Raw genomic sequence first — 13,238 nt, forward strand, 5'->3', positions numbered from 1 at the left:
GAACTGATTTTTTATGAAACTAGGATAATCGTCAAAGCATTACAACAAATGAGATCGCTTTCACGAAAAAGTATACGCTTAAGCCTTGCGCCAAAGGAATGGACGAATCAGAGCCGCTTATGGACATATCTCATTTGTTGCGATTTCCGCCCGACATCAGGGATTAGACTTACTTCATATAGTCCGAGGGTGCCAAGCCCGTAACCTTTTTGAAGACGCGGCTGAAATACAAAGGATCGGAATAGCCTACTCGATCCGCTATATCCTTCAACAGTAAGCCAGATGAATCGCCCATCAGCTTCTTCGCCTGATGAACTCGCCATTGGGTTAAATATTCACCGGGCGTAACCCCACGGAATTTTTTGAACATCGCGCTTAAATAATTGGGTACCAGATTAAACCGCCTGGACAAATCCTGAAGGGTAATAGGCAGCGAATAGTTGGCCTGCAAATACTGCTCGATTTGTACAATGATTTCCTCTTGATGATCACTGATTCGGGTACCGGAAGCTGCACTGTCCATCAAGGTGCTATATGTATATTCAGCTCCAGCCAGCAGCTCCGGATAGGTCAAGGAATGGAGCAGAAGCGAATCCAGCTCCATCCCTGCTAGGATGAACTGCTCATCCGAAATCAATTTGAAGTGCTCTGGAAACATAAAAAGAATTTGCTTCAAGCCATGTTCGATAGTGATTTGGCTGGCTTCCTGTCGCTCCCAGCCGTGTACGATGTCAAAGATCGCATCGAGGATCGGCTGCTTCTGCCGCAGCTCCATCGCCTGACCGAGCGTACGATAATAGGGCTGCATAGGCGCAGGCTGGCGGTCAGCACATTCATTCATTACGCTGGATCGGCCGAACAGCAGACCAAGCCGCATCCTTTTGCCTGCAGTTTGCAGCACCTGCCTGAGCCCTGACAATTCGGTCACGGGTTGCTGCACAATGGTCAGGGGGATGGCTAACCGGTCCGCCCTGTGCATCAGTTCCTGAATCAATCCCTGCGCAGCCTGAAGAGCTGATTCCACTGATTCCTTGCTTCCTACCAGCAGAAAGCGTTCATTTTCTTTCTCTGTATCCAGTAACCAGCAGCCATAGGGTTCAGCTATCATCTTCCGTATAATGGTCTCCCCGTAATCCGACTGCCAAAATAACTTGCCCGGATGCATATGATCCTCATAAGCTTGGCCCATAGAGCCTGCGCACAGCATGTAGACAACGTAATGGGCATATCTCATCGAATTGGGCAGCCGATCAACGGCTCCCTGCTCCACAACAGCTGCCCACAGCTCCTTCTCCCGTCTTCTCACTTGCTCGTTGACGCCCGCCTCGACCCGCTTAAGCAATTCCTGCAAATCCGGAATCGTCACCGGCTTCAGCAGATAATCCTCGGCCTGCAGTTGGATCGCCCTGCGCGTATAATGGAAATCGTCATACGAGCTTACAATGACGGTAGCGATCTCCGGCTGCCGCCGCTTGGCTTCAGCGATAAGCTGAAGTCCATCCATCACCGGCATACGAATATCGGTGAACAGTACATCAGGCCGTAATTGTGCGAGCATGTCGAGTGCCTGTTCCCCGTTAAAGGCTTCCCCCAGCACCTGAAAACGCGGACCAGCTTCCTCTATCATTTTTCTTAATGCCCGGCAATACGGTGCTTCATCGTCCACGACAACAACTGTCGGCATTGGCCCCAGCTCCCTCTTGATCAGCTTTGAATGCTGCACGCTATTGCAGCATGTACATACAAGTTCGTTCACTGCGCCGCATGTAGCTGTGTCCCCTTCCACCAGCCGATGCGCACGATGGCTCCCTGGTCCTCCCCATTCAGCAGCTCTAAGCAAACCCGACCGCCAAAATGGTAATACAGCCGTGCATACGTGTTGATCGTACCCGCTCCGCTATCCTTCTGTGCGCGAGAAGTTGGGGAATAAACAGTGAATGTACCGGCCGCAACCTCGGCAGCCTGTTCGGCAAAATCAACTAAATAGGACTCCGAAAATCCACAACCATCATCCCGAATTTCAATAAACTGCCTTTGATCCCTTTCATACCCTGTAATCGTGATTTTCCAGGGATAATTGGTATTGGCAAAGCCGTGCTTGAAGCAGTTTTCCACAAACGGCTGGAGCGTAATCTTGGGAAGGGATTGTTCGAGCAGCCGCTCATCAACATCAATTACAAAGTCGAGATGGTCCTCGTAACGGATTTTCATAATATTCAGGTAGTTCAGCGTATGCCTGATTTCCTCCCGCAGCGTGACCGGCTGCCCACCCGCATAAGTGATATAGCGAAACATCCCGACCAGCATCGTTGATAGCTGATTGATGCTGCTATTGCCCGTTTCATAGCCCAAAGCGCCGATCAAGGAAAGCGTATTGTACAAAAAGTGTGGATTGATTTGTGCCTGGAGAGCTGTAAAATGAGACCTGAGCTCACGTGAGCGAGCCTCGATGGACTGCTCCTTCGATTCCTCCAGTCGCTCCAGCATTTTACGAAAGGATTGGTACAAGTGATGCAGCTCATTGTGCGTATTTTGCAGCTCCACGCCCCTGAACAATTTCGATTCACGCATATCCGGAATTGCATCCAGATGCACTTGATTCATCGTGTCACGCAGCTGCCGAAGCGGCTTCAGGAGATGCTTTGTGGAGAAATACAAGGTTAACAGTGTTAATAAAATAATCAGAAAAGCTGTGATGCTGAATATATATCCGGCTTGGCGGGTTGGTGCCAGCAGTTCCTGCTCCGGCTCTGCGATCATAACGGTCCAGTCCGAATAAGGGGCGTGCTGATAAATAAGCAAATCCCGGGAGCCGTCCGGCATATCAATCCAGGCAAATTCATTCCTGGATGGCAAGGATGGAGACGCAGCGAAATTCTGTAAAAAAGCCTGACGATGCGGCTCAAAACGTTCTGTAAGTATGGGATTACGGGGAAATATCCATTCTCCGGTGCGGCTGATCATCATCACCTGCTTGCTGCCGGTTTGTCCGGAAGAGCTGATCTTATCCAGGTATTCAGCCGGCAGCTGGATCTCGACTAACGTATTGGGGGTCAAATCCTCTCCCAGCTTGCGAATAACCGAAATCACCTCACGGTTCGATTCGCGATCCCAATCGTCCCTGTGCGGCGGAAGCAGCAGGCGGTATTCCGATTTGCTGCTCAGTTGATTGAACCAGGGCGATTCTCTTGCTTGCTTCGACGCCTGTGCCTTGTCGTAATAGGCACCCGTTCCAAAAAAAGCGCCGGAGCGGCTCAAAATCGATACTCGATTAAAAATTTGCGGGTCCAGGCCGACAATGGAGGTAATCAGCTCTCTCATTTTGTAGGCTGCCTCCAGGTTATTCTCGAAGTAGCTTTCGGCATTCTCCTGATAAGGCATATAAAAAAACGTGTTGGCAATCGTGGGATTGTATTTGATTTGCATAACCAGCCTGTCCATCGTATACAGCGAATTATCGAGCTGCTGGGTAATACTTGCCGCTTCTCCCCGATAAGTACGAATAATCGTCTCTACATTTACCTTCTGGTAATACCAATAAAAGACGCTGAATGCAATCGCGATGATCATCGTAACGAGCAACGAAAACGTAATAAACAGCTTCGTCTGAAAGCTGAACGGTCGTCTCATAGCCCCAACTGCAGATCATCCCCTGCCAGCGTCCTTGCATAAGGAAGTATTTCTTCCCATTTTACATTCTGCAACCATTGTCTTTGGTTCATCTCGACACTCACCCCACTCCGGTTTTATTTCCAATATAACGGATATAGGCCCAGGATAAGATAGGTCTCACTTAAGGTTTAACCCGCTTCATTTAAGTTATTGGTTTGTGAGGGGCAGGCCGCTCCTGTAAGCATGCGGGGACAAGGTCTTTTGTTTCTTAAAAGCCAGATAAAACGCCTTATAGTCCGCATACCCGACCTCCAATGCAATCTGCGCAATTTTTTTGTCCGGGTCCCGCATCATTTCGCAGGCTCTATCAATCCGGACAAGCTGAGTATACTGGGAAACCGTCAGGCCTGTTGCCTCTTTAAAGAGGTGTGAAAAATAATTTTTGCTGAAAAAGGTTTTTTTGGCTAGCTCGGCAAGCTGAATTGGTTCGTGAAAATGGGTGTCCAGATAAAGCAGTGCCGCTTCGATTTCCGAAGCCTTTTTGTGCTGACGCTCATTGCCTGTGCTGCGCTTCTGAAAGCCCCTCATCATCATAACAATCAGCTCAATCGTATAAGCTCTTAGAATCGCACTATGTCCGGGCATACGTTGATTGTATTCCATGTCCATTTTATGAATAAGCTGATCGAACTCACGCTGCTCGTCGAGGCTTAATCTCAGGTCCTCGCGGAACGGTTCGTCCGCCCAGCTATCCTTGAATAAATAGGAAAGCGTCAAGCTTGTAAAATCGTGAAACAAATGCAGGCTGTCATCCAAAAATCCCGGCTTGAACAAAATGTTGTAGGTTACCAGCTCCTGCTGCTCAGCTGTACGGTAAAACGTATGTGTCACCTCATAATTAATGAGAAACAAATCCCCTTTTGCCACCTCATATATCTGTTCTCCGACAACATGGTAACCAGAACCCGAATAGACATAACAAATTTCCACGAAATCGTGAGAATGAAAACTTCTGTCCTCCATCATCGATTCCGAATGCTTGACAATACTGAAGCTCTCGCCTTCTCTGAAAAATCGGTTGCCCTGAAACACAACACTTGCTTTCGATTCACCCATGTACTTGTCTCCCTCCGATAATCGGAATATGTACCATACGAAGTCTGACTTTACACCATCCTCATCCATCCACAATCCCTTTACGATAGAACTGTTAGAACTTTCCTCTAACCATACAACGAAAAAGGTGGCAAAATCCATGATCAAAGCGTTAGCCGTAACGGAGCTTGGCAAAAAAGCAGAAATTATCGAAATCGCGTATCCTCAGCTTGACGATGATTCGATTATTATTAAAACAGCTTATTCGGGCATAAGCATAGGTACTGAAATGTGGATTGCAGAAGGAAAAAGAGCGGATTACGGTCCACCTCCGTTTGTAAATGGCTATCAGGCCAGCGGGCAAGTTGTGGAAGTGGGACAACACGCAGTCGGGATGTTCCAACCGGGAGATTGGGTGACGGTGTTTTGCAGCGGAGCGCATGCACAATATGTGAAGGCTAGCAGGCATCTCGCCCACAAATTGACCTCGACCGCATCGCTAAAAGCATGCGCCATGTTCGTTCAACCGAGCGTTGCGGCTAACGCCTGGAACAAGGCCGGGATCCGTACAGGAGATGTTGTTTATATCGTCGGACAAGGCTTGATCGGACAATGTGCAGCCATGCTTGCTAAGCTTCGTGGTGCTTATGTCATCACCTCGGATATTGCGACAGATCGTCTTCAGCGCTCCCGTGAGCTATGTGCGGATTGGGTGATCGATTCCAACGAGCAGCGGGCAGTGGCAGCGATCAAAGAACGATTCCTCGGGGGTGTTGACATCGTTGCGGAATCGACAGGCTTTGAAGCTCTGCTCGACGATGCCCTGGATACATGCAAAAACAAAGGAACCTTCGTGTTTCTTGGCTGGTACCCGGATCGGGTCAGCTTCCATTTCAATATCCCTCACAGCAAACAACTGGATGCCGTGTTTCCTTGCTTCATCGGAGATTATCCGGTTCGTGAAGGGGTTATACGCCTCATCGAATCCGGTACCCTGAATATGGCAAAGCTCATATCCCACGAGCTGAACTGGGATGCTTCAGCCGATGTGTATAACCAGCTGTTTACCAGCAAGCGCAATTCTTATAATGGCATCGTTATTCGATGGGAATAGGAGATCTATATGACGATATTACTAACTGGAGCAAGTGGATTTATCGGACAAAGGCTGCTCGAACGACTATCGACAGATGCTCATGAGGATGTCATCTGCCTGTCGCGAAGTCCAGTGAATCCTTCCGTCGCTGTTATCCGCGGGAACTATGACCGATTTGAAGATTTGCGGCTTCTGGACGAATTCAGCATCAGCACCGTTGTACATCTCGCCGCGGTTACCGGGGGCTGCAGCGAAGAAGACGGACTATCGGTCAACCTACTTGGCACAAGAAGACTGTACCGTTATTTGCTGGATCGGGGAGCGACCCGTTTTATTGGAGCCAGCTCGATCGCAGCAGTGGGCTGCCTGGATAACGAATTTCTTCCACAGCAGCTCCCTATTCCTGATGATCACATCTGTCTGGCTAAGGATGCGTATGGTTTAAGCAAATTCATGCTGGAGCAGCTAACGTATTACTTGCAGCGAAACCATACAGATGCTACCTTTATTAACCTGCGATTGGGTAGTGTCGTATCCGATGACAGCTGGACACCTCCCGTCGTAACAACAGCTACGAAATTAACCATACCTTTTGTCCGCTTAAGCCATATTTATGCCAGCGATGTTGTTGAAGCCATCGTTCATGCCATCCATGCCCCACTCCAAGCAGGAGCCTATACATGGAACATGGTTGGTCCTGAAAGCAGCTGCAGCATTCCTACAATAGCTATGCTGAGCGCCATATTGGGAGAACGGGCGGGGCAATACGATCTATCCTATTATGAACAGCCGGGCCATTCATATAAGCCCATTTTTTCAATGGAAAATGTGCAACGGGAGCTTGGCTTTGCACCAGGGAAATCGACAAGAGCTCAGTAGCTAATTCATGCTGCAATTCTATCTGATACAATTCGACTACGATCCGAACCTATAGTTGGTAACAAGACAAATGCGGCTTGGCTCAGAGTAATGACTCTGTGCGGGCCGCATTTATCGTTTAAATAAACCTAATCGAGCCCATTCTCCAGCCAGGCTTCTGTCACATATTTCCCTAACAAATAGTATTTGCGGTCGGGGTACCAAAGCACCGTTTTCCCATTAAATTCCGTCAAGCTGGGGTAGGTGGCAATCTCGCTTGTACCCTTGGGTCCTATCGTTAAACCGTCTGTATCCACAAACAGTTTAGGTTTCCCGAACCAGAGCGGCTGACGGGCTCCTTCAACATAACGTCCGCAGCTTAGGTAAGCGGGACGACGGTTATGAAGCGCATGATGCGGCCCGTATTCCCCCAGATTTCCATCATTATTGTGAAATACAAGCACGAACCGGCCATCCTGGAGCGGATATACGGGACATGAAGCAATAGGTTGGCGAATGGGCTCGCCATCATCACGATAACGAAGCATTTGTGGAGGGGTCCAGCTCTCTCCATCATCACTCGAAACCGAATACCAGATAAATCCCGTAAACGTTCGCATCACGCAAAATAAACGACCATCAGGAAGCAGTACAAGGCTTGGTTCCTGTGCGACGGACAGCTCGGGATTCCCGGGAAAAGGCACTGCAAGTCCCTCGCTGCCTTGAGGAAGCCAGGTGATCTTCAACCGTTCGGGGTCCGGTCCTTCGTCGATATTGTCGAATCGCATGAACAGGGAGCGAGAATCCTTGCTGTACCAGCCAACCTTGGGGACATCGTAGACTTCACGGCTGCTCCACTGTGTATAACCTGTCATCCAGCGGCCCTGACTGTCGCGAATCGGCTTCTGCCAACCGATCCAGTTGCGTGGCACCTTAGGATCAGGGTGATCATACCGGTTCCGATCCATCGGAATATCAGTGCCCGTTATCCATGCATATCCATCATCATCTGAATACACGCAGCCCATCGTACCGGTCGTCTGTGAATCCAAATCATGAATGCCGATATCTTTCGTATAAAAGATATACATACGCCCCTGCTCCGATACAACAGGAAACCCCCAGCTTGCCTGTCCGCCTCTCTCGCCCCGACGCGCTCCGGCTACATATACCGGCTCCGACCACTCTAGCTGATCCTTGCTCCGTGACAGAACCAGATGGTTGTCACCGTGACCCTCCACAGAGCTTTGTGTCCATAATGCCAGCCATTCGCCCTTGGGACTTTCAAATACGAGAAAATGCTCATTATCTCCGGTATACGCATCCTCCTTGGGTACAAAAACCGTTATATCGGGATTGCTTCTTTTCCATTCATCCACTTGTATCTCAGGTTTCATCGTCATCTTCTTATGTTCCTTCCTTTCCACAGAAAACCTTTAAGGTTTTCGCATATAGGTGAAGCTGGGTTCCGACTTATCCTTCTGCAAACGATTGACTTCCTCGGTGACCTGATCGCCTCCGGACTTTTTCCATTTGCCGACCATTTCATCAAATGTTGTATCCACGTCCAGCTTCGATTCCAAAAGCATTCGAGTATACCCTTCTTCAATAATTTGACGAAGAATCGCTGATTTCTCCTGAAGTGACGGGATCACCACATTAGGACGAAGGTAATCATACATAATGTTCTTCTCATACGTGTCGAGCTTGTGCATCATGTAATCAGCCATGTCTCTGGGTACGAATTTGGTATATTTCTCCGGATCGGTAAACAACCATTCGGGCTGCAGCAGCTCAAGTCCGACGTTCGTGCTGTATTGGGGGTCTTTTTTTTCACTGTCAAAAGGAAGCTTGACCCCGTTATCGATCCGATACGTTTTGCCCTCCACGCCGTATTGAATAAGGTCATATCCACCTGTAATCTGATACTCCAGATAACGAAGCGCAGCCTCCGGATTCTTGGAACGACTGGAAATTTGATTTGTCCGGTTAATCGGCGTGGCCGGAAGATTGATACTCAGGACATTCCCCTTATTATGGATCGGGTCCAAAATTTCTGTCTTTAATGACGGCATCACGGCAAGCTGCCGATAATCGCCAATATTCAGAAGAAGCACACCCACCTTGCCTGACTTGAACTTGTCGATTCCGATTGTTTTGCCAACCAGAAAGTCGGGGTCCATCAGCCCCTGCTGACGCAATGTGCGCAGAAATTTCAGAGCCTCCTTGACTCCAGGCTGGACCAAACCATATTGAAGCTGATTGGCATCCGTACTTGCCGGAGACCATCCGGGATTGACCCCGAATAATGAAAATAACCCGTTCAGATTGGAAATCTGATTGTCCTTAAAGGTAAGGGGTATCGTATCCTTCACCTTGTTGCCATCAGGATCCTGATCACGAAAGGCGATCAATACCTCCACCAGCCCATCGAGCGTTGTTGGTGTTTTCAAACCGAGCTTGTCGAGCCAGTCCTTGCGAATTACGATGCCTTGCCCTCCACGATCCCGCATCCAGGGAACTCCATAAATATGACCGTCCGTCGGATTGCGCATATACTCCCAGGTCTGTGCGCTGAATGCCTGCTTCAGCTTGGGAAATTTGGGCAGTAAATCATCCAGCGGCAAAAACACACCCTGATCGATCAATGCATTATGCTCGGGATCATTCGGACTGTACGTATTCACAATGTCTGGAATATCACCACCCGCCATTTTAACGGAAAGCCTTGTCTTGTATTCACTATAAGGGGGTGTTTCATAGGTAACCTCCACATGCGTCTCCTTCTCCAGCAGCTTCTCAAGCTCCGAGTCCGGATGATAGATATGTCCCGGAAACAGCGGTTTGATCACGGTAAGCTTAGGAATCGGCTCCATCTGATTATCCTTACTGTCCGCTTGATTACTGCCGTCACTGCATCCGGTCAGGGCTATCCAAACCAGCAGTGCCACCATAGCTCTGAATGCGATATTATTGCTCAAACCGGTAACCCCCTTATAAGGTACAGGGCCCAACTCACCCTGATTCTAGTCCTTCCCACCACAGACCGAAAGATGGTTTATTTAATGTTTCACCGTGCTTTATACAGTTCATGCTGGTTTTCCTGTTCCTCATGCCCGATTACGGGATGGACCAGTGTGACCTTGCAGCCGCCCCCAACCCGATTTTCCATATAGATACCATAGCCCTCGTCCGCTCCAAACCGCAGCTTCAATCTTCTGTCTGCGTTGTAAAGACCGACACCTGATTCCTGATTGCCTCCGGACTGCTCGATGAGTGCAAAATGCGCAGATAAATCCTGCTCGCTGCCTGCTCCGTTATCCTCCACACAGCAAATAAGGCGGTCACCGGATTGGTACACCGATACGATAATTTTTCCAGTACCCTCCTTCATCTTCTTGACCGCATGCTTGATGGCATTCTCCACAAGAGGCTGTACGGTAAGCTTCATAAATGGAAAATGAAGAATATTCGGCTGCACCTGAAAAAAGACAGCGAATGCATCGTGATTCCGCTGCAGCTCGATGCTCAAATAATTGCGTACATGCTGGATCTCTCGCTCCACCGTCGTCAGTTCTTCTCCATTGTTAATACTGAAACGGAGCAAATTGGAGAGTGCCGTGACCATATTTACGATTGCTGGCTCTTGGGCCTTCTCAGCTTTCCATTTGATCGTATCCATCGTATTGTACAAAAAGTGCGGGTTCATTTGATGAATCAGCGTCCGGATTTCCAGACGTCTTTTTTCCTCTTCAAACTGCTTGGTTTTGCCAATCAGCTCGATCATCCCTGTGATCATCGAATTATAGCCACGAATCAACTGTCCGATCTCATCTGTTCGTTTCCTGTAGCTGTCAAAATACACAAGCTCCCCCAGCAAAATGCGGCGCATATGGCGGACCAGCGATTTGATCGGAATCGTTATTTTACGCACGATAATTAATAGAAGAATGCTCATAACTGAAATGCCTGACACGACCAGTATCCAGGTAAACTGCTTGATGTTCTCAATAGGACCCATCAGCTCAGAAACCGGAATTAATGCGGTAATGCTCCAGCCTGCCGTTCCAAGCGTCTTGGCGGCCTCGTAATAATCGGAACCCTGAATTCTGGTCTGAAGTACCGAGGTATTCATCTTCACTGTGCTCGGTGTTATTGCCAGATCTGCGCCTTCCTTTTGATTCGATCTGGTAGCTACGATCCTGCCTGCCTCATTGACCATATAAAAGCTTAGCTGCTCCAGACGCTCGGGAATGATCAGCTGGTTAGCCAGCAGAAAGCTCGGAACCCGAATCGTCAGCACACCAAGCGGCTGCAGCTGAGGGAAGTCGCGAATCGCCCGGACATACAGCAAATCCGTAGTACGCTCCCCATTCACGGAATAGACATGCCAGTATCCGCGCCCCTCCATTTGCAGTGCCTGCTTGAACCACGGTTCCTCTCCCGTAATACCGCCCGCATAATTCGGGTATTTGGCAGGCTGCTTGGGATAAATGTTCAGCTCGTACTCACCCTTAAGCTCATCCAGCACCGGATTCATTAGTCTTATAAAATCAAATTCATTGAGCAGGCTGTCCGGAGCAGGCTCTCGGAGCAGCGCCTTCACTTTATCCGATTCCAGTACCTTCTCCGAGCGTTGTTCAATTCTCGTCATCAGGGTATCCACCCGTTGGGCATTGTGCTGCAAATTATCAAGCAGGAACGCATTCGTCACGTTACGGATTTGCTCGCTTGAATTGCTGAACGACAAATACCCCAGCAGTATGGTTGGGATTGTCACGACGGATAGCAGCAGCAGGCTGATTTTGGCATATAAATTCAGGTTGATCATGGCTGTTGGCACACTCCGTTCATTTGCCATACCGGTATTCTTTGGGTGACATCCCCGTCCGTTTTTTAAATATTTTCCCGAAATGCTGCAGGTCCAAATATCCGATTTTTGAAGCGATTTCATATATTTTCAGATTGGATTCACGAAGCAGTCTTCTCGCCTTCTCCATACGCAGCTCAATCACGTAATCGGAAAAGGTTTGGCCTGTTTCCTTCTTGAACAAATGACTCAGCCATACCGGATGAATCGCAAGCTTATCGGCAATGCCCTGGAGCGTAATATCTTTATCAAATTCCTCGCCTATCATGACCTTGGCCTGCTCAATAATCGCATTGCCTGTTCCGGATATCTGAGAGGTTACTTTGTCAGACAAGTCTTGAAAATACGCACACAGCTCGTGCTTGACCGAATCTATCGATTCGTAGCATTCAAGACGTTCCCACAGAGATAAAGAGATTTGATCCAGATAAATGCCTGACTTTTCGTTGACTAGCGTTTGAATATCCATAATCCAGTCCAGGCAGTTTTGGGCCAGCTGCTTGCGATGAATGAGTTGCGTTAACCGGACGATGCTTTCCACTTTGTCCCGAACCGCTCGGACCATGCCGTCACGGTCACCGGAGATCAACGCAGCAGCGCACCGTTCATTAACATCCGCCGTTGTACGTTCCGGCAAGCCATCCTCCATCTCCTGGTAGTAAAGCTCCGGCTTACGGTTGGCAGCCGCCCAACGGAGTGCTTGATTGGACTGCTCGTAGGCATCAAATAAAGCCTGAAACGAAAACATCGTACCGCTGACGCCAAAATGCAGCTCGTGCCGTTGGTACTTGCGGACATTGTGGCGAATGGCCTCCATCATCTCCTCCAGATCGGGATAAGCGGTTATTACGATCCAGCGGTTATGGACGTTTTTCAGCAGATAGGAGGAGTGGAACTTCTCCATCGTCTCTCCGGCTATGTTGCCGACGGAAAACAGCTGCAGTTCCATATCCTTATCGCTTTCCGGTACCTCACCGCTAACGCCAAAGGCCATCAGATGATAGGAGGAGGTCGTCAGCCAGGTTAAATTCCACAGCTGCAGCCGGTGGTAAATATGCTCCTGCAGCTGTGTTTTTTTGGTGCAAAAGCTCAGTATGTATTGGTCCATCAGCATCCGGGTGCCCATCTGCGCATGCTCGATCCGATGCTGCATTTCGAACCGCTGCCGTTCCTCCTCATGGATCATTGCAACAATTTTGAGCAGCTTTTGCTTAAATTCAGCTTTATCGAAAGGCTTGAGCACATAATCAAGCGCACCTAACTGCAAGCTCCGCTGTGCATAGGAAAATTCATTATAACTGCTGATTACGACAACCTTGGGCTCGTAATCGGAGATTTGCATCACTTCATCCAGCAGCTCCAGCCCTGACAGCCGCGGAAGTACAATATCCGTTACAATAATCCGCGGAAACAGCGTACGGATCATCTCTCTGGCATCCTCCGCATTGCCGATAGCGTAGATATGACCGATTGAGGGGTCAAGCTGTTGAAGGGAAGTGCGAATACCTTCCAGTACCTCACCCTCGTCTTCGATGATCAAAATATCTATCGATGGATTCAATACGGTCGCCTCCCTTCGGTTCCACAACGAGTGTTTTAGTTCTATTATAATCGATACACATACGATCATGTTCAAAAATCGATCTTTCAATGAACGGCTTGATAACCTCATACAGCCGTGTATGTCATTGTACCAAGGCTCAGGTA

9 protein-coding genes are annotated in these 13,238 nt (G+C 48.8%); 2 read left to right on the forward strand and 7 right to left on the reverse strand.

All coding sequences use genetic code 11. The annotated features are described in order from the left end of the window. Window positions 1-169 precede the first annotated feature (169 nt). The 3 genes from OB236_RS27905 to OB236_RS27915 form a co-directional block, all read right to left on the reverse strand. On the reverse strand, window positions 170-1,684 hold the full coding sequence (locus OB236_RS27905) for a response regulator (protein ID WP_262686847.1): 1,515 nt from the start codon (window positions 1,682-1,684) through the stop codon (window positions 170-172). 68 nt (window positions 1,685-1,752) lie between these two features. Then, window positions 1,753-3,630, reverse strand: a complete 1,878-nt coding sequence (locus OB236_RS27910; protein ID WP_262686848.1) for a cache domain-containing sensor histidine kinase — start codon at window positions 3,628-3,630, stop codon at window positions 1,753-1,755. 189 nt (window positions 3,631-3,819) lie between these two features. Next, window positions 3,820-4,728 carry an AraC family transcriptional regulator gene (locus OB236_RS27915; protein ID WP_262686849.1) on the reverse strand — a complete coding sequence of 303 codons (909 nt, stop codon included), beginning with the start codon at window positions 4,726-4,728 and terminating at the stop codon, window positions 3,820-3,822. A gap of 139 nt (window positions 4,729-4,867) precedes the next feature. Between OB236_RS27915 and OB236_RS27920 the strand changes: the two genes are divergently transcribed. Together OB236_RS27920 and OB236_RS27925 are read left to right on the forward strand one after the other, a co-directional pair. After that, window positions 4,868-5,821 (forward strand): zinc-dependent alcohol dehydrogenase, encoded by a 954-nt coding sequence (locus OB236_RS27920; protein ID WP_262686850.1) that lies wholly within the window; start codon window positions 4,868-4,870, stop codon window positions 5,819-5,821. Window positions 5,822-5,830: 9 nt separating this feature from the next. Beyond that, window positions 5,831-6,682 carry an NAD-dependent epimerase/dehydratase family protein gene (locus tag OB236_RS27925; protein ID WP_262686851.1) on the forward strand — a complete coding sequence of 284 codons (852 nt, stop codon included), beginning with the start codon at window positions 5,831-5,833 and terminating at the stop codon, window positions 6,680-6,682. Between the two features lie 128 nt (window positions 6,683-6,810). Here the strand turns inward: OB236_RS27925 and OB236_RS27930 are convergent, their stop codons facing one another. The 4 genes from OB236_RS27930 to OB236_RS27945 all read right to left on the reverse strand — a co-directional run bounded on the left by OB236_RS27930 (window position 6,811) and on the right by OB236_RS27945 (window position 13,092). Further along, complete coding sequence (locus OB236_RS27930) at window positions 6,811-8,064, reverse strand: sialidase family protein (protein WP_262686852.1); 1,254 nt, start codon at window positions 8,062-8,064, stop codon at window positions 6,811-6,813. Between the two features lie 33 nt (window positions 8,065-8,097). Then, window positions 8,098-9,642, reverse strand: a complete 1,545-nt coding sequence (locus tag OB236_RS27935) for an extracellular solute-binding protein (RefSeq protein ID WP_262686853.1) — start codon at window positions 9,640-9,642, stop codon at window positions 8,098-8,100. Window positions 9,643-9,731: 89 nt separating this feature from the next. Continuing rightward, window positions 9,732-11,522: a sensor histidine kinase gene (locus OB236_RS27940; protein WP_262686854.1), complete on the reverse strand. Its 1,791-nt coding sequence runs from the start codon at window positions 11,520-11,522 to the stop codon at window positions 9,732-9,734. Then, entirely contained in the window at window positions 11,512-13,092 is a 1,581-nt protein-coding gene (locus OB236_RS27945) for a response regulator transcription factor (RefSeq protein WP_262686855.1), read from the reverse strand. The genes OB236_RS27940 and OB236_RS27945 overlap by 11 nt, the downstream gene beginning before the upstream one ends. Between the last annotated feature and the right edge of the window lie 146 nt (window positions 13,093-13,238).

The organism is Paenibacillus baimaensis, from assembly GCF_025567575.1.